The following is a 22271-nucleotide window of genomic DNA, read 5'->3' as shown; positions in this document are numbered from 1 at the left end:
CCTCAGGCATGCCCGGCTTCGTTGCTGAGCATGCCGGGGGAAATGCCCATGAGCGCGAGCGCGCGCTCATACTTGTCGTCGAGCTTGGGATCGAAGATGAGGTCTTCCGAGGCGGGGCAATGCAGCCAGCCATTGTTGGCGATCTCCGCCTCGAGCTGCCCGCCGGCCCAGCCGGCATAGCCGAGAAGCATGGTCGCGCGGCGCGGGCCTCCGCCCGCCGATATGGCACGCACGATATCGAGTGTGGCCGTGAGGCAGATATCCTCGCTGACGGGAATGCTGGATTCGGAAAGATAATCGTCCGAGTGCAGGACGAAGCCCCGGCCCGTTTCCACCGGCCCGCCGGTCTGGATCGGGAATTCCCGCGTCTTCTGCGGCAGCATGATGGCATCATGCTGGTCGATCATGTCCAGATGCAGGAGGATATCCGGGAAGGTGATGGACTGCCGGCGGTTGAGGATGAAACCCATGGCGCCGGCGGGCGAATGGGCGCAGACGTAAATGACCGTGCGGGCAAAGTTCTGGTCGAACATGCCGGGCATGGCGATCAGGAACTGTCCGTCCAGAAAGCCGCGTTCACGGTCCCCCCGTTCGCTTCCCGCCATCGTGGGATCGGTGAGCTTCGAGAATGCCATCGAGTTCCTCCAGCCCGCAGAATTGTCATTTACCAAATTAAGATGGGGCAGTTGCCTCAATCAATCAACCAAAAATGAAGCGCATTGGCGCGACATATCGGCTAGACCGGATGGAACCTTATCCGGGAGACTTCGATACCCATGGCTCGATCGCCGTTTTCTCGTCCGCTTGTTCTTCTCCTCGCCACGCTTGGCCTCGCCGGCTTCGCGCGGGCAGAAACCACCGACTGGATCGGCAACGAGGGCGGCCGCGCCCGCCTCGTCGCATTGCCGGCGGGACCGGATGGCACGCGGCGCGGCATGATCGAGATCGAGCCCTCCCCCGGCTGGATCACCTACTGGCGCGAGCCGGGCGACAGCGGCATTCCCCCGCAGCTCTCGCTCTCCGCGCCCGCGTCGCTGCTCAGCATGGATTTCCCGGCGCCGAAGGTGCTGAAACTCGGCTCCCTGACCGATATCGGCTACGATGCACCCGTGGCGCTGCCCATCCGCATCGGCAATGCGGCAGGCAAGATCACGGCGGACCTCTTCATCGGGCTTTGCAAGGATATCTGCATTCCCTTCCAGGCGAGTTTCACCCTCGATCCCGCCCATGGCCATCGCCCCGAGGAGGAGCGCGCCGTGGCCGCGGCGGAAGCTGCGGTTCCGCCCGCGGGAACGGAGGGTCTCGCCATCCGCGCCGGGCGCCTTTCGCCGGAAGGAGACCGGATGACGCTCTCCCTCGCGCTCTCCCCGCCCGGCGCGGAGGCGGAGGCGGTGCTGACGGGCCCTTCCGGCTATGTGTTCACCGCGCGCGGCAAGGCGGATGCGACGGGCGTCCTTTCCCTCGATGTTCCCCTCAAGGGGCTGAAGCCGGGGCCGGCGCTGAAATCCCTGCCCTGGCGGGTGCTGCTGATGACGCAGGACAAGGCCATCGAAGCGGATTTGACGCCGGAATGATGCTTGCCCTCTTTTCCCGCGGGTGGCGAAGCCCTATCTCAGGGGACCAACCCGGCGAGCGAAGCCCGCTATTCACAGGAGAGAGGATTTTCATGACCATTGCCGTAGGCGAACGCCTTCCCGACGCGACCTTCAAGGAAAAGACCAAGGACGGCCCGGTGGAAACCACCGTCAAGGACCTGTTCTCGGGCAAGAAGGTCGTGCTCTTTGCCGTGCCGGGCGCCTTCACGCCCACCTGCTCGCTCAACCACCTGCCGGGCTACCTCGACAACATAGACGCGCTGAAGGGCAAGGGCGTGGATGAGGTCGCGGTCGTTTCGGTCAACGACTGGCACGTGATGGGCGCCTGGGCCGAGCATTCCGGCGGCATGGGCAAGATCCACTTCCTCGCCGACTGGAACGCCGCCTTCACCAAGGCGCTCGGCCTCGATGCCGATCTCTCCGGCGGCGGCCTCGGCGTGCGCTCGAAGCGCTATTCCATGCTGGTCGAAGACGGCGTGGTGAAGAGCCTCAACATCGAGGAAAACCCGGGCCAGGCCACCGTTTCCTCCGCCGCACACATGCTGGAAAGCCTGTAATTCGAAAGCCGCGGCCCTTGCTTCAGCAGGGGCCGCGGGTTCCTATTGTGCGCCCTCACCGGCGGGCGGCGCGACATCCACGGTGACGAGGCGAGTTCGACCTGCGCCGTCTTTCAGCACGATTTCTGCTGTTCCCCCCAGTGCCTGCATGTATCGCGCCAGGGATGAAAGCAGAATATCGTCCGCCTTCTCGATCCGGGAGACCGTATTCTGTGTCATCTTCGCGCTCTCAGCGATCTGCTGCTGGGAGAGCCGTGCTTCTTTTCTCAAATCCGAAAGGGCCCGCCCGAGGCGCCGCGCAAGGCGAAGATGATCAAGACGTTCCTGCACCTCGGCGGGCAAATCTGCCCTCAGCGTTTTCCAGTCGACGCTCATGTCTCGCTCCCTTCCAGCCAGTCTGCATATCGCCGGTCCGCCGTTTCGACCAGCCGCCTGTAAAACAGTGGTTGGCTCATTCCCTGCTTTGCCCCGCCACACAGCAGGACCGCTTGCCGGGCAGGATCAAAGGCAAAGGCAAAACGCCAGACCTTCATGTGTATCTTTTTTAGTTCTTTCTTATTTTTCTACTCTCATTCACTCTTCGAACATGAGAAAGTTCGAGTTCGTCAACGCGGCCGCCAAGCGAGAGTTTCTGGATCTTCCGAAACCGGTCCAGAGGCAGTTCGGCGCTGATCTGCAGGCGGTGCAGATGGGTCTCGCTCCCTTTTCACGATGGAAACATCTGACTGAAACGGTGGGGACCGGCGCAATCGAATTGATCGAGAATGGGGCGAAAGCCTACAGGACGGTCTATTGCGCGAAATTTGGTGAAACCGTCTTCATCCTGCACAGTTTCACAAAAACCACCAATGGTGTCGACCGCAAGGCCATGGCGCTTGCACGGGAACGCTATGGTCTCATGCAGAAGCGGCTGGCGTCTGAATGACGTCACAGGTAAATCCCTGTACGTCATCGTAACGTGGCCGAATGCGCACCTGCATTCGCGCCAGCAAACCGATCAGCTTGTCAGCCGAAAAAAGATCGATCTTTCCACGCATCAACTCGCTCACGCGGGGCTGCGGAATTCCAAGCGCTTCGGAGATTCGCGCCTGTTTCCAGCCTCGCTCCTGAAACATCAGCCTTAGCGTCAGCATCAGGTCGGCGCGAAACTGAAGATCCGCAGCCTCATGATCGTCGTCGGCGATGGCATCAAAGATGTTGTCGTAGCCAAGCTGGGTCATGCTTCACTCGATATACGTAATTCCGTATAAAGTACGCGACCGGGTGCGTTTTCTCAAGCGAAAAACAGCCAGCCCCCTCACCGCTTCTTGAACGGCTCCATGCCCTTGCGGGCGAGTGCGTCGGCGCGCTCGTTTTCGGGGTGGCCGGCATGGCCCTTGACCCAGTGGAGGGTGACCTTGTGGCGGTTGCGCGCCTCTTCGAGCTGCTGCCACAGCTCTGCATTCTTCACGGGCTTCTTGTCGGCGGTTTTCCAGCCGTTCTTCTTCCAGCCGTGGATCCACTTGGATATCCCGTCCTTCACATAGGCGCTGTCGGTGTAGAGATCGACCTCGCAGGGCGTCTTCAGCGCATTGAGCGCCGAGATCGCCGCCATCAGCTCCATGCGGTTGTTGGTGGTATCCGCCTCGCCGCCGCAGAGTTCCTTCTCCACATCGCCGTAGCGCAGCACCGCCCCCCAGCCTCCGGGGCCGGGATTTCCCGAGCAGGCGCCGTCCGTGTAGAGTTCGACATGCTTCATGGCCGTCAGAGCGCCCCGTATTCCGAGGTCGAGCGGATCTGCCGGTGGAAGCGGAGCTTTCGCAGGTATTCGAGCGGGTCCTTCTTGACCACCAGCGCGCCCGCCGGCGTCGTCAGCCAGTCGTAAAGCCGCGTCAGGAAGAAGCGCAGCGCCGATCCGCGCGCCAGCACCGGAAGCGCCTCCATCTCCCTTGCGGAGAGCGGCCGCACCGACTGGTAGCCCTCGATGAGAGCCTTGCCCTTGGTGATGTTGTAGGACCCATCCTTCTCGAAGCACCAGGCATTGAGGCAGATGGAGACGTCGTAGGCCAGGAGGTCGTTGCAGGCGAAGTAGAAATCGATGAGGCCGGAAAGCTGGTCGCCGATGAAGAAGACATTGTCCGGGAAAAGATCCGCATGGATGACGCCGGCCGGAAGATCCTTCGACCAGTGCGCCTCGAGGTCCGCCATCTCGCCGCGGATTTCGGCGGAAAGGCCCTTCTCCACCTCGTCGGCGCGGGCCTCGGACTTGTCCCAGAGCTCGCGCCAGCCGGCCAGCGAGAGCGCGTTCGGGCGGCGGATCTCGAAGCCCTCGCCCGCGAGATGCATGGCGGCGAGCGCCTTGCCCACCTCCCGGCAATGCTTCGCCTCGGGCTTGCGCAGCCACATGCCCTCCAGGAAGGAAATGAGCGCCGCCGGACGCCCGGACAGTTCGCCGAGAAGCGCGCCGTCCCTGCGCGGCAGCGGAAGCGGGCAGGACAGGCCGCGGGCCGCCAGATGCTGCATCAGGCCGAGGAAGAACGGCAGGTCGTTGCGGTCTACCCGCTTTTCGTAAAGCGTCAGGATCAGCGGGAACTTCGTGGTATGGAGCAGGAAGTTGGAGTTCTCGACGCCCTCGGCGATGCCCTTGTAGGACAGCAGCTCCCCGGCATCATAGGCCGCAATGAAGTGCTTGAGATCATCCTCGCTGATATCGGTATAGACGGCCACGTCGGCTTCCCATCTGGTCGTTCGGTTCTGGGACAATCCTTAGCGCAAAGCCCGCTTTGAAAACTACCCGCGCCGCGCCAAAGCCACAGCTATTCTGGCGCAATCGGGCCAGTCGCGATCAGACCCGCGACGCGCCCTCGCCATTGACGAAGGCCATGTCGGCCGCAGTGAGCTCGATGCCGCGCAGCTCCCGGTTGACGAGGAAATGCTCGTTTTCCTCCACCGTATCGGCGAGCTCCACCCGGGCGTCGAAGCGCTCGCGGAAGGCCTCGATGATCTCGTTGACGATCACCTCCGGTGCGGAAGCCCCTGCCGAAAGACCGACCGTTGCGATCGGGCCCAGATTGTCCCAGTCGATCTCGGCGGCGCGCTGGACGAGCAGCGATTGCCTTGCCCCTGCCCGCAGGGCCACCTCGACCAGCCGCTTGGAGTTGGACGAGTTGGGGGCGCCGACAATGAGGAAGAGATCGCAACCGGGCGCGGCCTGTTTCACCGCCTCCTGGCGGTTGGTGGTGGCGTAGCAGATGCTGTCGGCGGAAGGCGCCGTCAGGTTCGGAAAACGCTCCTGCAGCCGGGCGATCACGCCCGCGGTATCGTCGACCGAAAGCGTGGTCTGGGTGACATAGCCGAGATTATCGGGGTCCACGGGCTCGTAGCGGTCCACATCCTCCACGGTTTCGATGAGGGACACGGAGCCTTCCGGCAGCTGGCCCATCGTGCCGATCACCTCGGGGTGGCCGGCATGGCCGATCAGCACCACATGGCGTCCGAGGCGTTGGTGGCGCATGGCCTGCTTGTGCACCTTGGAGACCAGCGGGCATGTGGCGTCGAGATAGAAGAGATTGCGGGCAACCGCATCTTCCGGCACGGATTTCGGCACGCCATGGGCGGAGAAGACCACCGGCTGGCCGCGATGCTCGGCAGGTATTTCGTCGAGCTCCTCGACGAAGACAGCCCCCTTCGCCTCGAGCCCCTCGACCACATACCGGTTGTGCACGATCTCGTGCCGGACATAGACGGGCGCGCCATAGGCCTTCAACGCCAGCACCACGATCTGGATGGCCCGGTCCACGCCGGCGCAAAAGCCGCGCGGGCCACAAAGGCGAATGGTGAGCGGAGGCTTGGTCATGGCATTCATGCGTGCGGTCCTTCGAATGATGCGCAGGATCTATCACATCCGGCGAAAAGGAAAATGGGATTTCGACGCCGCCTCTGCAAGCGAGTCGGACGACACCGTTCCATTCGTATTTTCTACTTTTCTTAAGATAAGGGTTGTGAGAGGCTGCGAGAGCTGATGGCAGAAGCAGCAGCGCCGTTCCAGCCGGCGTACCGGGGAGGACGAGCCACCCCGGCCCAGGCAAGGGCTTTGCTGTCAGTAAGGGAACGACGCAGATGGGTTTCAAAATCCCGGTTCGCATCACGTTCAAGTTAGAGAAAACCCGCACGGGCTGGATAGTGACCGTGCGGGTTGAAGTTCTAACTTAAACGAAGTGGAAGGCGGGTAGCAGCCCGCCTTCCACCCTGAACCTAGCGCATTCAAGCAGATGCTTCAATAGGCGCCTGAGGCGGGCGAGGCATGGTTCGCACTTTATTTCATTTTATTCTACTTTTCTATTTTCTGATGTTGTGAGAGGCTGCGAGAGCTGATGGCAGAAGCAGCAGCGCCGTTCCAGCCGGCGTACCGGGGAGGACGAGCCACCCCGGCCCAGGCAAGGGCTTTGCTGTCAGCGAGGGAGTGACGCCGATGGGATTTATCAAATTCCCTGTTCGCATCACGGTTGAGCTCAGGAAGACCCGCACGGGCTGGATAGTGACCGTGCGGATACACTTCTTGCCTTGACTTAGTGGAAGGCGGGTTGCAGCCCGTCTTCCACACTCAAACTAGCGCATCCAAGCAAATGCTTCAATAGCGCCGGGCGGTTCTCAGGCTTGGCGGCTGCGCCACCAGGCGATGCCGGAGATGGCGGCAAGCGCCGCGGCAAGGCCATACCAGGTAACCGCATATTGCAGGTGGTTGTTCGGCAGCTCCACCATCGTCACGCCGCCGATGGGGAAGCCGGCGGGATTGGGCGTCGCATCCGCATCGAGGAAGAAGGGCAGCACCCTCGCCGGATCGAGACCGGTGCTCGAAGCCATGGCATCGAGGTCCTTCCAGTAGAAGATGTTCTTCGCGAGATCATTGTCAGGCACCAGTGAACCCGGCTTTTCCGAAAGGCGCGCCCGGGCAAGGCCCCTCACCGTCACGATATCGGTCAGCTGGCCCAGCACGCGTTTTTCCGGCTCCTTGTTTTCATAAGGGACGAAACCGCGATTGACGAAAAGGCTGCGGCCATCGGCAAGGGTCAGCGGGGTATAGATGTAGAAGCCGCTCTGCCCCCGCCAGGTGGCGAGAAAATGCCGCTCGCTGCTGTTGTCGAAACGGCCGGTCGCCTCGGTGGGGCGGTAATCCACGTCGCCGCCGGAGCGCGCCAGCGCCTCGATGTCGGCAAGCTTTTCCGGCGGTGCGTGAATGCGCCGGTCGAGCTCGGCGAGGAGCCCTTCCTTCCAGTAGAGCCGCTCCACCTGCCAGGTGCCGAGCGACAGAAGGATGGCTAGCGCCACCAGCACGCCAAGGGCGGTCAGCAGGCCGGGCTTCCGCTTCGGCTTGGCGGCGGGATCAGCCACGGTCGATCGTTCCCTGGCCGGCATTATTCTTGTACTGCAGCGAAATCAGGAGCCCCTTCACCATCCGCTGGACGATGATGACCATGCCGACGCTGATCGGCCCCCAGAGCACGATATGCAGCCAGACCGGCGGCGAGAAGGTGAATTCCAGCCACAGCGCCAGCCCCATCAGGACGAAGCCGACGATCAGCATGACGAAAACCACCGGGCCGTCTCCGGCATCGACGAAGGAATAGTCGAGCCCGCAGGCATTGCAGCGGGGCGCGACCTTCAGCATGCCCTGGAAGAGATTGCCGTTGCCGCAGCGCGGGCAGCGGCCGAGCAGGCCCGTGGTATAGGGATCGACGGGCGGATAGTGGGCGTTGTCTTCGGTCATGCGCATCTCCTCGCTGGCTTCGCCCGGTCGGTCCGGGCGTGCGGCCATTTGCGTGGGACCCTAGATAGGCCCCTGCTTCAGGCGTGGCAACCGCGTGATTGTCGCATCCGGCGGTTGCGCCATGCGAAAATGGCGGCCCGAAGACCGCCATTTCCGTTTTGTATCGATGATCCCGCTCAGCCGTGCGAGAGCGGTGCGCCCCAGCCACCCCAGATGTAGATGGAGAAGAAGAGGAACAGCCAAACCACGTCGACGAAATGCCAGTACCAGGCGGCGGCCTCGAAGCCGAAGTGCTGCTTCGGGGTGAAATCGCCCTTCAGCGCACGCAGCAGGCAGACCAGCAGGAAGATGGTGCCGACGAGAACGTGGAAGCCGTGGAAACCGGTGGCCATGAAGAAGGTCGCGCCGTAGATCGAGTTCTTGAAGTCGAACGGAGCGTGGACATACTCGTAGCCCTGAACGAAGGAGAAGAGCACGCCGAGCAGCACGGTCAGCAGCAGGCCGCGGACGAGACCCTTGCGGTCGCCGTGCAGCAGCGCATGGTGCGCCCAGGTAACGGTCGTGCCGGACAGCAGCAGGATGACGGTGTTGTAGAGCGGCAGGTGCCAGGGATCGAGAACCTCGATGCCCTTCGGCGGCCAGTGACCGCCGGTGAACTCGACGCGCGAGACCTGGATCGCCTCGCCGGCATAGATGCTGGCATCGAAGAAGGCCCAGAACCAGGCGACGAAGAACATCACTTCCGACGCGATGAACATGATCATGCCATAGCGCAGGTGCAGGGAGACCACGCGGGTATGGTGACCTTCGTTGGCTTCCTTGACGGTATCCGACCACCAGCCGAACATGGTGTAGAGCACCAGCGCCAGGCCGATGAAGAACAGCCACGGATGGGCGAGCTCAAGACCGAACAGCTTGAAGGATCCACCCGACAGGTAGCGCATGTAGCCGACGCCGCCGAGCGCCATCACGAAGGCGCCGACAGAGCCGAGGAATGGCCACGGGCTGGGATCGATAATGTGGTAGTCATGGTGTTTCTGATGAGCATCAGCCATTGCAGCTATCCCCGAATGTCTTGCTTTCCCTGATGCGCCCGGTCGCCCGGCCGCCTCTCTCTCAAAGTTGTTTCTGGCCTTCCGCCTTCACCGCGTTCTGGGCGACGGGTTTGTCGTCCTGCGGATAGAAGGTGTAGGACAGGGTGATCGTTCCGATCGAGTCCGTCTCGACATGTTTGACGATTTCGGGATCGATGTAGAAGACGACCGGCATTTCGCGCGACTCGCCCGGTTTCAGCTCGGTCCGTTCGAAGCAGAAGCACTGGACCTTGTTGAAATAGGCCGCGGCCTGCATGGGCGTCACGTTGAAGCGCGCCTGGCCGACGGTGGGCTTGTCGGTATCGTTGTGGATCGTGAAGTCGACCTGGACCGTTTCGCCGATCTTCATGGTGACTTCACGCTGGACGGCCTTGAATTCCCACGGCAGGCCGGCTGCGACATTGGGATCGAAGGACACGGTGATATCGCGGTCGAGCACCACGTCGGATACCTGCTCCACCCTCTGGGTGGTGCCGTTGTAGCCGGTGAACTCGCAGAACATGCGATAGAGCGGAACCGCGGCATAGGACATGCCGACCATGCCCGCGACGAAGGCGAGGCAGACGGCCACGGTCATGCCGTTGTTGCGGCCCTTCGGGCCTTGCGCCGGTGCCGGAATCTCAGCCATGGAACGCCCCCAGCTTTGCCCAGGTCATGACGTAGAACAGAACCACGAGGCCGGCCAGCGCCAGGCCGAGCGCCACGTTGCGGTTGCGGCGGGACTTGCGCTGCGCCTCGGTCATCTTGACGGTATCCATCAGAAGGCACCTCCGGTAACGCCATAAGCGCGGATCACGTGATCGGCCATGAGGGCCGAGAAGATCGCGAACAGATAGAGGATGGAATAGGCGAACATCTTCTTGGCCGGCACCATCTTCTCGTCGCCCTCGGGCATGCGGTAGACCTTCAGGGCATACCAGACGAAAAGAATGCCGAGCACCGCGGCAAACAGGCCGTAGCCCAGGCTTGCCGTCCCGCGGAAGGACGGAATGACCGAACAGAGCGCCGTGAGCACCGCATAAACCACGATCTGCACCTTGGTCGGCCCCTCGCCGGCCACGTTCGGCAGCATGGGCACGCCGACCGCGCCGTAATCACGCATCTTGAACAAAGCAAGCGCCCAGAAATGGGCCGGCGTCCAGAGGAAGATGATCATGAACAGGATGACGCTGTCGATGGAGACGGTTCCGGTCACGGCCGCATAGCCGATCATGGGCGGGAATGCGCCTGCCGCACCGCCGATGACGATGTTCTGCGGGGTCCAGCGCTTCAGCCACATGGTGTAGATGACGGCATAGAAGAAGATCGTGAAGGCGAGCAGCCCGGCCGAAAGCCAGTTGACCGCCAGGCCGAGGATGCCGACCGAAAAGCAGGAGAGCGCGATGCCGAAGGCGAGCGCTTCCTCGCCGGTCACCTTTCCGGCCGGGATCGGCCGGCGGGCGGTGCGGGTCATCACCGCATCGATATCGGCATCGTACCACATGTTGAGCGCACCGGAGGCACCCGCGCCGACCGCGATGCACAGGATGGCGATGGCCGCCAGCATCGGGTTCAGCGCACCGGGGGCCAGCACCAGCCCGGCAAAGGCGGTGAAGACCACGAGCGACATCACGCGCGGCTTCAACAGCTCAAAAAAGTCACGCGCGCCCGCTTCCGACAGGCGTACGCCGTTGTCGCTGAGGCCTTCGTCGTGATTTTCCAGAACCGTCATTACCTTACTCGTCTTTCAAGCGCGGGGTCATCCCCTTGAAGATCCGGACGCCGCGGGTGCGGCGTCCGGCTTGTCTTTCGATCTTACTTGATCTTCGGGAGCTGTTCCCACTGGTGGTACGGCGGCGGCGAAGACAGCTGCCATTCCAGCGTGGTTGCACCCTCGCCCCACGGATTGTCCGCGGCGACGCGCTTGCGGGCAAAGGCCTCGAAGACGCCGAAGAGGAAGATCAGGACGCCGACGCCGGAGATGTAGGAACCGATCGAGGAGACGTAGTTCCAGCCCGCGAATGCATCGGGATAGTCGATGTAGCGGCGCGGCATGCCGGCGAGGCCGAGGAAGTGCTGCGGGAAGAACACCATGTTCACGCCGATGAACATGACCCAGAAGTGCAGCTTGCCGATCCATTCGGCATACATGTAGCCGAACATCTTCGGGAACCAGTAGTACCAGGCTGCGAAGATCGCGAACACGGCGCCGAGCGACAGAACGTAGTGGAAGTGGGCAACCACGTAGTAGGTGTCATGCAGCGAGCGGTCGAGACCGGCATTGGCGAGCTGGACGCCCGTCACGCCGCCGACGGTGAAGAGGAAGATGAAGCCGACAGCCCAGACCATGGGGGTACGGAAGGTCAGCGAGCCGCCCCACATGGTGGCGATCCACGAGAAGATCTTCACGCCAGTCGGAACGGCGATGACCATGGTGGCGAACACGAAGTAGCGCTGCGCTTCCAGCGACAGGCCCACGGTGTACATGTGGTGCGCCCACACGATGAAGCCGACGGCGCCGATGGCGACCATGGCATAGGCCATGCCGAGGTAACCGAAGACCGGCTTGCGCGAGAAGGTGGACACGATGTGGCTGATGATGCCGAAACCGGGCAGGATCAGGATGTACACTTCCGGATGGCCGAAGAACCAGAACAGGTGCTGGAACAGGACCGGATCACCGCCGCCTTCGGGAGCGAAGAAGGTGGTGCCGAAGTTGCGGTCGGTCAGCAGCATGGTGATGCCGCCGGCCAGAACCGGGAGCGACAGCAGCAGCAGGAAGGCGGTGATCAGCACGGCCCAGGCGAAGAGCGGCATCTTGTGCAGCGTCATGCCCGGTGCGCGCATGTTCAGGATCGTGGTGATGAAGTTGATCGCACCGAGGATCGAGGATGCGCCCGCCACGTGCAGCGAGAGGATCGCAAGGTCCATGGCCGGACCGGGCTGGCCGGTCGTCGAGAGCGGCGGATAGATGGTCCAGCCGCCGCCGGTGCCGTAGGCGCCTGCCGGGCCTTCGACGAACATCGAGAGCAGCAGCAGCAGGAAGGCCGGAACGATCAGCCAGAAGGAGATGTTGTTCATGCGCGGGAAGGCCATATCAGGCGCCCCGATCATGATCGGGATCATCCAGTTGGCGAAGCCGCCGATGAGCGCCGGCATCACCATGAAGAAGATCATGATGAGGGCGTGCGCGGTCGTGAACACGTTGTACATGTGCTTGCCGCCGTCGATGGCAGCATCGCCTTGGAAGCCGTAGACCATGGAGGCCAGGCCGTGGAAGATCTGGATGCCCGGCTCCTGCAGCTCCATGCGCATGGCGATCGACAGCACGCCGCCGATGATGCCCGCGATGATCGCGAAGATCAGGTAGAGGGTGCCGATGTCCTTGTGGTTCGTGGAGAAGAACCAGCGTGCGAAGAAGCCCGGTACGTGGGCGTGATGATCGTCAGACCCGTGCGCTGCAGGGGCGTGATGGTCGTGAGCGGATGGTCCAGCCATTGTTCCTCACTCCTAGGGATTACTGAGCGGTATTCTGGGCGACATTGACAGTGGCCGGCCCGTCCGTGGCAGCCATCAGGTCCTTGTTCGCCTTGGCAAGATCGGAACCGGCAGCAGCCAGCCAGGTCTTGTACTTGTCTTCGGAAACCACGCGGATCGCGATCGGCATGAAGGAGTGGTCCTTGCCACAGAGCTCGGAACACTGGCCGTAGTAGAGGCCTTCCTTCTCGGCGACGAACCAGGTCTCGTTCAGGCGGCCGGGCACGGCGTCGATCTTCACGCCGAAGGCCGGCAGGGCGAAGGCGTGGATCACGTCGGTCGGGGCGGCGGTGACGAGCATGCGAACGGACTTGCCGACCGGCAGGACCAGTTCGTTGTCGGCCGCGAGCAGGCGCGGGTAGCGCGCCATGTCGGTCTTGCCGGCAGCGGCGCGGTCTTCTTCCTTCAGCATGTAGCTGTCGAAGGAAACCGGGTTTTCCATCTGGTACTCGTAGCTCCACAGCCACTGGGTGGCCGTCGCCTTGACGGTGACGTCGGGCTTTTCGGGAAGCACCAGCTCCTTGTTGAGGAGCTTGAAGGAGGGAACGGCGAGGAACAGCAGCACGATGACCGGGCCGACGGTCCAGACCACTTCGATGGCCGTGTTGTGGCTCGTCTTCGAGGGAACGGGGTTTGCCCCGGCGCGGAACTTCACCACAACAACGACAAGAAGCAGCAGTACGAACAGCGTGATGGGCACGATGAACCACAGCGTATACTGTTCGAACCAGCGGATGTCGGCCATGACGGGGCTTGCGGCCTCTTGCAGGCCCATCTGCCACGGTTTGGGTTGGTCGGCATAGGCGCCGGAAGCAAAAAGCAGCGAGGCAAGCGAGGCCAGTGCCGCAGAAGCCTTGTTAATCACAACGTATCTCCCTCATGCGCTTGATCTGAATCAAACCGAAACGCGGAATCCATGCTATCTCCCGCTTCAAATCACAGTTTGTTGCCCGCCGCAACCGCCGTGAAGGCCTGCGCGTGCGGCATTTTTGCGCAAAATCAATTTCCACAGTGCTTTCAACAGCCTTGCGCAAGCGTGCTGGCCTTATCCATGAACTGTGGAGGGCCATTTCGGGGCCGTTTCGGCAGGCACGTCCAATTTCTGCCGCTTTGGACTGAATAAGAGCGCTGCGGGCTCGGCCACGTCCCGTTCCGCCTCGCCGCACGAGCGGCGGATGCGCCGATCGGGCCGGCTGCCTGCCGATCAGGCCTTTTCATTTTTCACGCCGGGCCCCATCAATATCCCGGAGTGATTCGAGACATCAGAGGTTTTCATGGGCTTTTCCCACTTCGCCAGGCCCTTTTCCCGAGTTTGCCTCCTTGCCGGCCTTCTGGCAAGCGCGCTGACGCCCGCGCTCGCGGCCGGCGAGAACCCGCCGGGCTCCCAGCAGCCGGCGCAGATGGGCCGGGTGAAGTCCACCCATGATGCCTGGTCGGTGGTCTGCGACAAGCCGGCCGGCGCTTCCGCCGAGCAATGCGTGCTGATGCAGAACGTGCTGTCCGAAGACCGTCCGGAACTCGGGCTTTCCGTCGTGGTGCTGAAGACGGCGGACCGGAAGGCCCGCATCCTGCGGGTTCTCGCGCCGCTCGGCGTGCTGCTGCTGCCGCCAAAGGGCGGGCTTGGCCTCAACATCGACGGCAAGGATCTGGGCCATGCCTATTTCGCCCGTTGCTTTGCCGACGGGTGCTATGCCGAGGTCACGCTCGACGACGACCTGCTGAAGACGCTGCGCAGCGGCTCGATGGCCACCTTCATCGTGCATGAGAGCCTCGAACAGGACGGCATCGGCATTCCCGTCGACCTCAAGGGCTTTGCCCAGGGTTACGACGCGCTGCCCTGACGGTTGCCATTCCCCGCCCCGGCTCCCTATATGAAGCCAGCCACCCGAAGCCCGGCCGGCCCCGAAGGGCCGCTCGCCGTCTGCCGTCACGAGGAATGCCCATGTCCAGCGCCCCCACTTCCCTGATCAGCCTCTTCGACGCGAACGAGGACGCGGTTCTCGAAACCGTGGCCGGCGCGCTCAAGGGTGCCGACGACGGCGAGCTCTACCTGGAACAGAGCCAGCTGGAATCGCTGACCTTCGACAACGGACGGCTGAAGGGCGGAAACTTCTCCACCGATCAGGGTTTCGGCCTGCGCGCGGTTGCCGGCGAGGTGGTGGGCTATGCCCATTCCGGCGAAATGAGCCTTGCGGCGCTGAAGCGCGCGGCGGATGCGGCAGGCGCCGTCGCGAGCGGCCATGCGGGCACCTATTCCGAGCCTCCGGCCCGCACCAACCGCAAGCTCTATGGCGAGGAAAACCCCATCGGCGCGCCGAGCTTCGAGGAAAAGGCGAAGCTTCTCCAGGACATCGACGCCTATCTGCGCGCGAAGGACCCCAAGGTGCGGCAGGTGACCGCCTCGATCGCCGCGAGCTTCCAGGTGGTGGAGATCCTGCGCGCCGACGGCCACCGGGTGCGCGACATCCGTCCGATGACGCGGCTCAACATCTCGGTCGTCGCCGGATCGGGAGACCGCCAGGAAAGCGGCTCCTTCGGCACCGGCGGGCGCGTGGCCTTCGACACATTCCTCGCCGATGGCGGCTGGGAGCGGGGCGCCGACGAGGCGCTGCGACAGGCGCTCGTCAACCTCGAGGCCGTGGATGCCCCCGCCGGCACCATGGATGTGGTGCTCGGCAATGGCTGGCCGGGCGTGATGCTGCACGAGGCCGTGGGCCACGGGCTTGAAGGCGACTTCAACCGCAAGAAGACCTCCGCCTTTTCCGGACTGATGGGCGAGATGGTGGCCGCTCCCGGCGTGACCGTCGTGGACGACGGCACGATCGACAACCGCCGCGGCTCGATCTCCATCGACGACGAGGGCACGCCCTCCGGCTACAATGTCCTGATCGAGAACGGCCGTCTGGTCGGCTACATGCAGGACCGGCAGAATGCCCGCCTGATGGGCATGAAGGCGACCGGCAACGGCCGCCGGCAGGGCTATGCGCACCAGCCGATGCCGCGCATGACCAATACCTACATGCTGTCGGGCGACCGGACCCCGGAGGAGATCATCGCCTCCGTGAAGCGGGGCATCTATGCCGTCTCCTTCGGCGGCGGACAGGTGGACATCACCTCGGGCAAGTTCGTCTTCGGCTGCACCGAAGCCTATCTGATCGAGAACGGGCGGATCGGCGCGCCGGTGAAGGGCGCCATGCTGATCGGCAACGGGCCGGATGCCATGAAGCGCGTCACCATGATCGGCAATGACTCGAAGCTCGACACGGGCATCGGCAATTGCGGCAAGGCCGGCCAGTGGGTGCCCGTGGGCGTCGGCCAGCCGCATCTCAGGATGGACCAGATCACCGTCGGCGGCACGAAGGCGTGAGGGGCGCAGCCACCGGCTGGAACCGATCGTCCTAGATCGCTTCTCCGGCGCCGGAATCTTGCACGGGCCGCAGCCCTCTACCAGCAGACTCCTGGCCTTCGGCCATGTCTTCCACTGCCCTCACGCCGATGGTCACATGGCCTTCCAGCGCATGGGCAAGCTCGCCCAGCGTGCGCATGGTCCAGTTCCTCGGCCCGGAAAGCGCACGCGATACCCAGGCGGGATCACGTCCCAGCTTCTTCGCTATATCGCGCTGCGTCATCCCCTCCGACCGGCGCCGCAGCCAGAGCGTATAGATGGCATAATAGGCTTCGTATTGGGCGCTGATGACGGAACTGTAGCCTGCTCCCGGTCTGTAAGATCAAAGGGGTTTGCCGGATTCAAAACCGTCTTTCGAGACGTAATCACGGGCCTGTCGTCCGCGAAAGGCTGCTGCTCCTCCGAAAAGCCTTCTCCACTCCGCCTGACAGCCATACATCGCCTCCGTCCATAACTTGCTTTGCCGCCCTGATCGGGCGAAGGCCCGGCCCAGACGATCCCTGTTGACTGCCGACACGCCCACAAGGATGTCGGTTGCGGCGAAACATGCGAATATGCGGAGCTGGGGCTTTGGCTCCGTGACCCGAAGTTCCCAGATATCTTCCGGCGGCGGTTTAAGCCGGACAAGCAGTGCCTGGTGACCGTTGTCGTTGAGCCGCATCGACACGGGATCGCCGCAAACCCACCGCTTGAACACGGCCTGGACTGCCGGCATCTGACCGAAGAAATTCAAACCGGACCGGCGATCGCCCATTTCGCGATAAAGTCCCGCGGCCAGATAGAGCCTTCGCCGCATTGGCCGGCCCGGAGGGGCGGGATAAACTATCAGATGCCCTTCTTCCTCCAACGTCTCAAGCATCTCATGAATTGACATATAAGTCAATATCTCCAAGCTAATTCTATTTTAGTAATATATATATTCCTTGCCCCGGCACAAGCGACGGGCTAGCCTGGGGTCACCCCTTCCGCATCCATGGTGCTTGTCCGTGCCGTCCTTCGCCTCCCTCCTCCCCGTCGGCCTGACCCTTCACGGGCTCGGCTTCATCCTTGCGGTCACGCTGGTGGCTGGGCTGGCGCGGGGGTTTTCGGGGTTTGGGGGTGCACTGATCTTCATGCCGCTGGCCAGCATCCTCATCTCGCCGCAGCTCGCTTCGGCGACCCTCTTGATTGCGGATGGCTTCACCGCGCTGACGCTCATTCCCAATGCGGTCCGCACGGCCCCCCGGCGCGATCCGCTGCTGCTGGCCTTGGGCGCGCTTTTCGGCGCGCCGCTCGGCACGCTGGCGCTGGTCCATGTGCCGGCAATCGAGCTGCGCTGGGCCATTTCCATGACCGTTCTCACGCTTCTCGCGCTGCTCGCCTCCGACTTTCGCTACCGTGGCCAATCGAAGGCGCCGCTCAGCGTCGCGGTGGGTATGGTGTCGGGCTTTTTCTCCGGTGCGGCGCAGCTTGGCGGGCCGCCAGTGGTGGCCTATCTGATCGGCCGCGACATGCCCGGGCGGGCGGTGCGGGCCAGCATCATCCTGTTCTTTGCCATGTCGAGCTGCATTTCGGCGGCGAGCTACGGGCTGAATGGCCTGCTGACGATGCAGTCGCTGCTTCTGGCCATCATCATCGCGCCGGTCTTTTCGCTGGGTCTGTTCCTGGGCTCGCGGCTGTTCGGCGTGGCCAGCGAGAGGCTGTTTCGCCGGGTCTGCTTCGGGCTGATTGCGGCCGCCGCCATCGGCGGCCTGCCGCTTTTCGAAAACCTGTTCCGCTAGGGGGCGTTACAGCCCCGCTCAAGGATACATGCGGACCTTGTCCCACGGGCTTTCCGGCGTTTCGCGGCGGAACTCCACCCGGTCATGCAGGCGGAAAGGGCGGTCGTGCCAGAACTCGATGGAAACGGGGCGAATGCGGAAGCCGGACCAGTGCGGCGGACGCGGAATCTCGCCGAAGGGATAGCGGGCGGTGTATTCGGCCACCGCCTTTTCCAGCGCGAAGCGGCTTTCGAGCGGCCGCGACTGCTTCGACGCCCAGGCGCCGATGCGGCTGCCGCGCGGCCGGCTCGCATAGTATTCGTCGGCCTCGGCATCGCTGACGACCTCAACCGGGCCGCGAATGCGCACCTGCCGGCGCAGCGATTTCCAATGGAACACCATCGCCGCCTTCTTCTGGCCGAGAAGCTCCCTGCCCTTCTGGCTCTCGAAATTGGTGTAGAAGACAAAGCCGTTGATATCGAAGCCCTTCAGCAGCACCATGCGGACATTGGGCATGCCGTGTTCATCGACCGTGGCAACCGCGACGGCATTCGGATCGTTGATTTCCGAGCCCTCCGCTTCCTTCAACCATTCGGCGAAGAGCGCGAAGGGTTCGTTCTCCTCGGTGAAGTCACGGGTTGTTAACTCGTTTGTTGTCATGATACGTCAAATGCCTCGGATTTTGTTAACGAAGGTCAGAGGACCGATCCCCGAAACTCTTAACCGGACAGGATGCACGGTGGAAGAGACATGCAGGCGAAATGTTGACGCAGGACCGGCGCGCGGCAAGGCATTACGGCTTGTCATGCTGGTCGGCCTGAAGGCCAGCCTTGCGCTGAGCCTGACGGGCTGCGCGACCGATGGGCTCGATCTTTTCGGCTCGGCCAAGCCCGACCGCAGCGTCGCGACGGCCTCGGTCGCGGGCGCCAGATCGACCGATGCGATCTCCGACGAAGTGACCGTGAAGAATGCCGTGACCTCGGCCGATGTCGCGCGGATCGGCAGCAATCCCATTCCCTGGGCCAATGCCTCGACCGGCAGCGCCGGCGTCATCACCACCGTGCTCGAGGAAAATGCAAACGGCACCCACTGCCGGCAGTTCCGCACCACGCGCCATTCCTACATGGGCATTGCCAAGTTCTTTGGCCGCACCTGCATGGAGAGCAACGGCAACTGGCAGCTCCTGAGCTTCCAGGAAGAAGGCTGACGTCCCGCCGATTTCTTGACGAATGTCATGCCCGGCAAGGGCGGGCTTAACCCGGCCTTAACGGGCAGGCCGGCGATATTCCTGCCGTGGCGGGAGGATTGGGCGCCCTGCACCCGTTGATTTTGCGGGGTTTTGCGGCAATGGCCCGTTTCCGATGCCGCCGGTCGGGAACCAAAAGCTTGCGATTGCCTTAATGGAATTGACGTAACGTCTGGTTAGCAGATTTCTGGCATCTTTCCATAACGATATGCCGGAACGCGCCTCACGGCCGTCCGGCAGGTGACGTGTTTGAAGTATTGCGTAGCGCTCCGGCTCGCGGCGGTTTTTTCGTGACGGGGCGAACAGTCATCGGTGTTGAACAATGCGTGATCCCTATGCCGTCCTTGGCGTGAAGCGGGATGCGGATGCCAGCGAGATCAAGTCTGCCTGGCGCGCGCTCGCAAAGAAAATCCATCCGGACCAGAACCGGAACGACCCCACGGCGGCCAAGCGCTTTGCCGAGGCGGGGGCCGCTTATGAGCTTCTGCGCGATCCGCAGAAGCGCAGCCGCTACGACATGCTGGCGCAATCGGGCAAGCAGGAAGCGACCATCCAGCAGCAGCGCGAGGCTGCCCGCGAGGCAGAGGCGCGCCGCAAGGCCGCCGAGGAAAACGCCCGCAAGGTGATGGAAGAGCTGGCGCGGGCCGAGGCGGAAAAGGCCAGAAAGGCCCAGCAGGCCCAGCAGGCGCAGTCCCAGCAGTCCCAGGCCCAGCAATCCCAGGCCCAGCAATCCCAGCCGCAGGCGCAGCAGGGCGAAAAGCCCGGCGAGGAAAAGCCCCAGGCTCAGCAGCAACAGCAGCAGCAGGCGCGGGCCGAGGCGGCCGATGCCGCGAAGCAGGCCTCGGCCGAGACGGCGGAAGAGGTGATCAACCGCATTTTCGGCGCCCAGCCCAATTATGCCGATGCATCGTCCCAGGACGGCACCGGGCGCAGCGGCAGCCCCAGCGGCAGCGGGGGCGAGCCCCTTCCGATCGCGGCGGTGAAGGCCATCGGCGCCTTCATCCGCCGTCTCACCGGCGGCGGTCACCCGGACAAGGCGCCCGACCAGTTCGCCGAGGCGCGGGTGACCACCGAGGACCTCATGAAGGAAAACTTCGTCACCGTGCCGCTGCCGGAGGGACGCGAGCTGCGCTTCCGCCTGGAAGCCGGCCAGACCGACGGACAGGCGGTGCGCCTGAAGGGACAGGGCTTCAAGGTTCCCGGCCTGCAGCGCGGCGATGCGGTGGTGACGCTGAGGGTGGAACCTTCCGCCCTCTTCCGGGTCAACGGACACGACATCCACACGATCCTGCCGCTGCCGCTGGAAAACGCCGTTCTCGGCTGCACCACGCAGGTGGAATCCCCGACGGGGCCCGTCGAGGTGACGGTTCCCGCCTGGTCCGGTTCGGACCAGACCATCCGGCTTCCCGGCCTCGGCCTCTTCAAGGGACAGGGCGCGCGCGGCGATCTGGTGGTCGAACTCCGGATCATGCTCTGGGAAAAGCCCGACGCAAAGGTGACCGACCTGATGCGCTCGATGCGCGAGGGTCTCTATCTCTGAGGCCGTCCCGACGGCCACCCGGGCTCGCCCTCGCAAGAGGGGGCGGGCCATTTTTTTATAACGATTGAACTGGCCGGCCGGTGCGGCCTTCCGGACAGGCCGAGGCGCTGAAACTCTCCCAAATTTCATGGGATTGTAACAATTCAAAACACCAGTTGATCCCGCGCCGCCTTGAACAGGCGCAAGTGCTATGCCATAGGCACTGACACTATTATATCAGGGAGCAAAACATGGCTCAGGCATCTGGCCTCATGGCAGGCAAGCGCGGCATCATCATGGGCGTGGCCAACAACCGTTCGATCGCATGGGGAATCGCCAAGGCCTGTGCGGATGCCGGTGCCGAGATCGCGCTCACCTGGCAGGGCGACGCGCTGAAGAAGCGGGTCGAGCCGCTCGCCGCCGAGCTGAACGCCCACATGGCCGGCCATTGCGACGTGACCGACCCCGCGACCATCGATGCGGTCTTCGCCAATCTCGAGGAGAAGTGGGGCAAGATCGACTTCGTCGTCCACGCCATCGCCTTCTCCGACAAGGACGAGCTGACCGGCAAGTATCTCGACACGACGCGCGACAACTTCGCCCGCACCATGGACATCTCCGTCTATTCCTTCACGGCTGTCGCCAAGGCCGCCGAGCGGATCATGAACGACGGCGGCTCGATGATCACCCTCACCTATTACGGTGCGGAGAAGGTCATGCCGCATTACAACGTCATGGGCGTCGCCAAGGCCGCGCTCGAGGCATCCGTGCGCTATCTCGCCGTGGACCTCGGTTCGCGCGGCATCCGCGTCAACGCCGTTTCTGCCGGCCCCATCAAGACGCTTGCCGCCTCCGGCATCGGCGACTTCCGCTACATTCTCAAGTGGAACGAATACAACGCGCCGCTGAAGCGCACCGTCACCATCGAGGAAGTGGGCAAGTCCGCCCTCTACCTGCTGTCCGACCTCTCCACCGCCGTGACCGGCGAGGTGCACCATGTCGACAGCGGCTACCACACGGTCGGCATGAAGGCCGTGGACGCGCCCGATATCGCGGTCGCCAAGGACTGAAGACCCGAGGACCTGCCCGTGCACATCTACATGATCCGACACGGGCAGACCGACTGGAACGCGGAGCTGAGAATGCAGGGCCAGCGGGACATTCCGCTGAACGCGCTGGGCCGCGAACAGGCCTCCGGCAACGGGCGGGCGCTGAAGGCCCTCATCGGAGATGCCGCCGGCACGTATGATTTCGTCGCAGGCCCCCTCTCCCGCACGCGGGAAACCATGGAGCGGGTCCGCCGCGCCATGGGCCTCGATCCCCTCGCCTACCGCACCGACGAGCGGCTCGTCGAGCTGAACTTCGGCGACTGGGAAGGCCATACGCTCGGCGAGATCGAGGAGATCTGGCCCGACCGGCTGGACGCGCGCCACCGCGGCAAATGGGACTTCATCCCTCCCGGACCGGATGCGGAAAGCTACGAGATCCTGTCCTGGCGGGTCGGCTCCTGGCTGCGGTCGGTCACGCGGCCCACGGTCTGCGTCAGCCATGGCGGCGTCATGCGCAGCATCCTGCGGCTGGTCGGCGGCTATGGCGGGGACGAGGCGGCGGAAGCCAACATCCTTCAGGACCGGATTCTTGCGGTCGATACCGAACGGGGAAGCGCGATCTGGTGCGAATTGCCAGCCGCAGACATTTTACCCGTTGAAGATGCAAATTAAACCTTAAGGCGTTATGCCCAGCCCTGCGGCACTGTGTCCCGGCCGCTGCAAGTGCTTCAGCCGCAACGCCTATGCGTATTCCTGAAAATTTTATGTATCGGATATTGTGGAAACTACTCATTCCGGTTCAAT

General features: G+C 63.3%; 28 protein-coding genes. 10 read left to right on the top strand and 18 right to left on the bottom strand.

The genetic code is table 11. The annotated features are described in order from the left end of the window. Positions 1–2 precede the first annotated feature (2 nt). On the bottom strand, positions 3–605 hold the full coding sequence (locus GGR23_RS08175; RefSeq protein WP_183365791.1) for a YqgE/AlgH family protein: 603 nt from the start codon (positions 603–605) through the stop codon (positions 3–5). A 171-nt stretch (positions 606–776) separates the two neighbouring features. Between GGR23_RS08175 and GGR23_RS08170 the strand changes: the two genes are divergently transcribed. Continuing rightward, positions 777–1574 (top strand): protein-disulfide reductase DsbD domain-containing protein, encoded by a 798-nt coding sequence (locus tag GGR23_RS08170; protein ID WP_183365672.1) that lies wholly within the window; start codon positions 777–779, stop codon positions 1572–1574. A gap of 92 nt (positions 1575–1666) precedes the next feature. Beyond that, positions 1667–2152, top strand: coding sequence for a peroxiredoxin (locus GGR23_RS08165; protein WP_183365671.1), 486 nt, complete (start codon positions 1667–1669; stop codon positions 2150–2152). A 42-nt stretch (positions 2153–2194) separates the two neighbouring features. On the opposite strand, the gene GGR23_RS08160 is transcribed toward GGR23_RS08165, so the two are convergent. Both GGR23_RS08160 and GGR23_RS08155 read right to left on the bottom strand, forming a co-directional pair. Further along, positions 2195–2527, bottom strand: coding sequence for a helix-turn-helix domain-containing protein (locus tag GGR23_RS08160; RefSeq protein ID WP_183365670.1), 333 nt, complete (start codon positions 2525–2527; stop codon positions 2195–2197). Beyond that, positions 2524–2685, bottom strand: coding sequence for a type II toxin-antitoxin system RelE/ParE family toxin (locus GGR23_RS08155; protein ID WP_183365669.1), 162 nt, complete (start codon positions 2683–2685; stop codon positions 2524–2526). The genes GGR23_RS08160 and GGR23_RS08155 overlap by 4 nt, the downstream gene beginning before the upstream one ends. Positions 2686–2738: 53 nt before the next feature. On the opposite strand from GGR23_RS08155, the gene GGR23_RS08150 reads away from it, so the two are divergent. Further along, entirely contained in the window at positions 2739–3077 is a 339-nt protein-coding gene (locus GGR23_RS08150) for a type II toxin-antitoxin system RelE/ParE family toxin (protein ID WP_183365668.1), read from the top strand. On the opposite strand, the gene GGR23_RS08145 is transcribed toward GGR23_RS08150, so the two are convergent. The 12 genes from GGR23_RS08145 to coxB form a co-directional block, all read right to left on the bottom strand. Next, positions 3049–3372, bottom strand: coding sequence for a helix-turn-helix domain-containing protein (locus GGR23_RS08145; protein WP_183365667.1), 324 nt, complete (start codon positions 3370–3372; stop codon positions 3049–3051). The two genes, GGR23_RS08150 and GGR23_RS08145, sit on opposite strands and share 29 nt — an antisense overlap. 77 nt (positions 3373–3449) lie before the next feature. Continuing rightward, positions 3450–3890 (bottom strand): ribonuclease HI, encoded by a 441-nt coding sequence (rnhA, locus tag GGR23_RS08140; RefSeq protein ID WP_183365666.1) that lies wholly within the window; start codon positions 3888–3890, stop codon positions 3450–3452. 5 nt (positions 3891–3895) lie between these two features. Further along, complete coding sequence (locus tag GGR23_RS08135; protein ID WP_183365665.1) at positions 3896–4858, bottom strand: homoserine kinase; 963 nt, start codon at positions 4856–4858, stop codon at positions 3896–3898. Between the two features lie 118 nt (positions 4859–4976). Next, complete coding sequence (gene ispH / locus GGR23_RS08130; protein ID WP_183365664.1) at positions 4977–5996, bottom strand: 4-hydroxy-3-methylbut-2-enyl diphosphate reductase; 1020 nt, start codon at positions 5994–5996, stop codon at positions 4977–4979. A 785-nt stretch (positions 5997–6781) separates the two neighbouring features. Next, the gene (locus tag GGR23_RS08125; protein WP_183365663.1) at positions 6782–7546 is read right to left on the bottom strand and encodes an SURF1 family protein; all 765 of its coding nucleotides are present in this window, start codon (positions 7544–7546) and stop codon (positions 6782–6784) included. Then, a complete protein-coding gene (locus GGR23_RS08120; RefSeq protein ID WP_183365662.1) occupies positions 7515–7898 on the bottom strand; it encodes a DUF983 domain-containing protein in 384 nt (127 codons plus the stop codon). Before GGR23_RS08120 ends, GGR23_RS08125 begins: the two co-directional genes overlap by 32 nt. A gap of 176 nt (positions 7899–8074) precedes the next feature. After that, positions 8075–8953 (bottom strand): cytochrome c oxidase subunit 3, encoded by an 879-nt coding sequence (locus GGR23_RS08115; RefSeq protein WP_183365661.1) that lies wholly within the window; start codon positions 8951–8953, stop codon positions 8075–8077. 61 nt (positions 8954–9014) lie between these two features. Next, positions 9015–9620 carry a cytochrome c oxidase assembly protein gene (locus GGR23_RS08110; protein ID WP_183365660.1) on the bottom strand — a complete coding sequence of 202 codons (606 nt, stop codon included), beginning with the start codon at positions 9618–9620 and terminating at the stop codon, positions 9015–9017. Continuing rightward, positions 9613–9750, bottom strand: a complete 138-nt coding sequence (locus GGR23_RS08105) for a hypothetical protein (protein ID WP_183365659.1) — start codon at positions 9748–9750, stop codon at positions 9613–9615. Before GGR23_RS08105 ends, GGR23_RS08110 begins: the two co-directional genes overlap by 8 nt. Beyond that, positions 9750–10703 (bottom strand): heme o synthase, encoded by a 954-nt coding sequence (locus tag GGR23_RS08100; RefSeq protein WP_183365658.1) that lies wholly within the window; start codon positions 10701–10703, stop codon positions 9750–9752. Before GGR23_RS08100 ends, GGR23_RS08105 begins: the two co-directional genes overlap by 1 nt. Before the next feature lie 83 nt (positions 10704–10786). Next, a complete protein-coding gene (gene ctaD, locus GGR23_RS08095; RefSeq protein WP_183365657.1) occupies positions 10787–12469 on the bottom strand; it encodes a cytochrome c oxidase subunit I in 1683 nt (560 codons plus the stop codon). 19 nt (positions 12470–12488) lie between these two features. Continuing rightward, positions 12489–13373, bottom strand: coding sequence for a cytochrome c oxidase subunit II (coxB, locus tag GGR23_RS08090; protein WP_343066619.1), 885 nt, complete (start codon positions 13371–13373; stop codon positions 12489–12491). A 409-nt stretch (positions 13374–13782) separates the two neighbouring features. Here coxB and GGR23_RS08085 point away from each other — a divergent pair, with 409 nt between their 5' ends. Together GGR23_RS08085 and tldD are read left to right on the top strand one after the other, a co-directional pair. Next, on the top strand, positions 13783–14349 hold the full coding sequence (locus tag GGR23_RS08085) for an invasion associated locus B family protein (protein WP_183365656.1): 567 nt from the start codon (positions 13783–13785) through the stop codon (positions 14347–14349). Between the two features lie 101 nt (positions 14350–14450). Next, complete coding sequence (tldD, locus tag GGR23_RS08080; RefSeq protein WP_183365655.1) at positions 14451–15875, top strand: metalloprotease TldD; 1425 nt, start codon at positions 14451–14453, stop codon at positions 15873–15875. Positions 15876–15906: 31 nt separating this feature from the next. Here the strand turns inward: tldD and GGR23_RS08075 are convergent, their stop codons facing one another. Next, on the bottom strand, positions 15907–16158 hold the full coding sequence (locus tag GGR23_RS08075; RefSeq protein ID WP_281375688.1) for a helix-turn-helix domain-containing protein: 252 nt from the start codon (positions 16156–16158) through the stop codon (positions 15907–15909). A gap of 78 nt (positions 16159–16236) precedes the next feature. Beyond that, positions 16237–16788: a hypothetical protein gene (locus GGR23_RS08070; RefSeq protein WP_183365653.1), complete on the bottom strand. Its 552-nt coding sequence runs from the start codon at positions 16786–16788 to the stop codon at positions 16237–16239. A gap of 112 nt (positions 16789–16900) precedes the next feature. On the opposite strand from GGR23_RS08070, the gene GGR23_RS08065 reads away from it, so the two are divergent. Next, complete coding sequence (locus GGR23_RS08065) at positions 16901–17674, top strand: sulfite exporter TauE/SafE family protein (protein WP_343066618.1); 774 nt, start codon at positions 16901–16903, stop codon at positions 17672–17674. A gap of 18 nt (positions 17675–17692) precedes the next feature. Here GGR23_RS08065 and pdxH read toward each other — a convergent pair whose 3' ends face one another. After that, on the bottom strand, positions 17693–18313 hold the full coding sequence (gene pdxH / locus GGR23_RS08060; protein ID WP_183365652.1) for a pyridoxamine 5'-phosphate oxidase: 621 nt from the start codon (positions 18311–18313) through the stop codon (positions 17693–17695). 145 nt (positions 18314–18458) lie between these two features. Here pdxH and GGR23_RS08055 point away from each other — a divergent pair, with 145 nt between their 5' ends. The 4 genes from GGR23_RS08055 (at position 18459) to GGR23_RS08040 (ending at position 22139) form a co-directional block, all read left to right on the top strand. Further along, positions 18459–18860 carry an RT0821/Lpp0805 family surface protein gene (locus tag GGR23_RS08055; RefSeq protein WP_183365651.1) on the top strand — a complete coding sequence of 134 codons (402 nt, stop codon included), beginning with the start codon at positions 18459–18461 and terminating at the stop codon, positions 18858–18860. Between the two features lie 361 nt (positions 18861–19221). Beyond that, on the top strand, positions 19222–20439 hold the full coding sequence (locus GGR23_RS08050; protein WP_183365650.1) for a DnaJ C-terminal domain-containing protein: 1218 nt from the start codon (positions 19222–19224) through the stop codon (positions 20437–20439). A gap of 230 nt (positions 20440–20669) precedes the next feature. Continuing rightward, positions 20670–21488 (top strand): enoyl-ACP reductase FabI, encoded by an 819-nt coding sequence (gene fabI / locus GGR23_RS08045; RefSeq protein ID WP_183365649.1) that lies wholly within the window; start codon positions 20670–20672, stop codon positions 21486–21488. Between the two features lie 30 nt (positions 21489–21518). Beyond that, positions 21519–22139, top strand: a complete 621-nt coding sequence (locus tag GGR23_RS08040; protein ID WP_210296914.1) for a histidine phosphatase family protein — start codon at positions 21519–21521, stop codon at positions 22137–22139. Positions 22140–22271: the final 132 nt, after the last annotated feature.

It is taken from the genome of Gellertiella hungarica, from assembly GCF_014197145.1.
Lineage (GTDB): Bacteria > Pseudomonadota > Alphaproteobacteria > Rhizobiales > Rhizobiaceae > Gellertiella > Gellertiella hungarica.
This window is presented reverse-complemented; position numbering and strand designations above follow the sequence as displayed.

Coding starts and splice junctions, on each gene's coding strand:
- ispH (WP_183365664.1), bottom strand. CDS start 5,996: ATGAATGCCATGACCAAGCCTCCGCTCACCATTCGCCTTTGTGGCCCG.
- fabI (WP_183365649.1), top strand. CDS start 20,670: ATGGCTCAGGCATCTGGCCTCATGGCAGGCAAGCGCGGCATCATCATG.
- GGR23_RS08085 (WP_183365656.1), top strand. CDS start 13,783: ATGGGCTTTTCCCACTTCGCCAGGCCCTTTTCCCGAGTTTGCCTCCTT.
- GGR23_RS08175 (WP_183365791.1), bottom strand. CDS start 605: ATGGCGGGAAGCGAACGGGGGGACCGTGAACGCGGCTTTCTGGACGGA.
- GGR23_RS08050 (WP_183365650.1), top strand. CDS start 19,222: ATGCGTGATCCCTATGCCGTCCTTGGCGTGAAGCGGGATGCGGATGCC.
- tldD (WP_183365655.1), top strand. CDS start 14,451: ATGTCCAGCGCCCCCACTTCCCTGATCAGCCTCTTCGACGCGAACGAG.
- GGR23_RS08125 (WP_183365663.1), bottom strand. CDS start 7,546: ATGCCGGCCAGGGAACGATCGACCGTGGCTGATCCCGCCGCCAAGCCG.
- rnhA (WP_183365666.1), bottom strand. CDS start 3,890: ATGAAGCATGTCGAACTCTACACGGACGGCGCCTGCTCGGGAAATCCC.
- ctaD (WP_183365657.1), bottom strand. CDS start 12,469: ATGGCTGGACCATCCGCTCACGACCATCACGCCCCTGCAGCGCACGGG.
- GGR23_RS08170 (WP_183365672.1), top strand. CDS start 777: ATGGCTCGATCGCCGTTTTCTCGTCCGCTTGTTCTTCTCCTCGCCACG.
- pdxH (WP_183365652.1), bottom strand. CDS start 18,313: ATGACAACAAACGAGTTAACAACCCGTGACTTCACCGAGGAGAACGAA.
- GGR23_RS08155 (WP_183365669.1), bottom strand. CDS start 2,685: ATGAAGGTCTGGCGTTTTGCCTTTGCCTTTGATCCTGCCCGGCAAGCG.
- GGR23_RS08105 (WP_183365659.1), bottom strand. CDS start 9,750: ATGGATACCGTCAAGATGACCGAGGCGCAGCGCAAGTCCCGCCGCAAC.
- GGR23_RS08120 (WP_183365662.1), bottom strand. CDS start 7,898: ATGACCGAAGACAACGCCCACTATCCGCCCGTCGATCCCTATACCACG.
- GGR23_RS08110 (WP_183365660.1), bottom strand. CDS start 9,620: ATGGCTGAGATTCCGGCACCGGCGCAAGGCCCGAAGGGCCGCAACAAC.
- GGR23_RS08040 (WP_210296914.1), top strand. CDS start 21,519: ATGATCCGACACGGGCAGACCGACTGGAACGCGGAGCTGAGAATGCAG.
- GGR23_RS08160 (WP_183365670.1), bottom strand. CDS start 2,527: ATGAGCGTCGACTGGAAAACGCTGAGGGCAGATTTGCCCGCCGAGGTG.
- GGR23_RS08055 (WP_183365651.1), top strand. CDS start 18,459: ATGCTGGTCGGCCTGAAGGCCAGCCTTGCGCTGAGCCTGACGGGCTGC.
- GGR23_RS08100 (WP_183365658.1), bottom strand. CDS start 10,703: ATGACGGTTCTGGAAAATCACGACGAAGGCCTCAGCGACAACGGCGTA.
- GGR23_RS08070 (WP_183365653.1), bottom strand. CDS start 16,788: ATGTCAATTCATGAGATGCTTGAGACGTTGGAGGAAGAAGGGCATCTG.
- GGR23_RS08165 (WP_183365671.1), top strand. CDS start 1,667: ATGACCATTGCCGTAGGCGAACGCCTTCCCGACGCGACCTTCAAGGAA.
- GGR23_RS08145 (WP_183365667.1), bottom strand. CDS start 3,372: ATGACCCAGCTTGGCTACGACAACATCTTTGATGCCATCGCCGACGAC.
- GGR23_RS08115 (WP_183365661.1), bottom strand. CDS start 8,953: ATGGCTGATGCTCATCAGAAACACCATGACTACCACATTATCGATCCC.
- GGR23_RS08150 (WP_183365668.1), top strand. CDS start 2,739: ATGAGAAAGTTCGAGTTCGTCAACGCGGCCGCCAAGCGAGAGTTTCTG.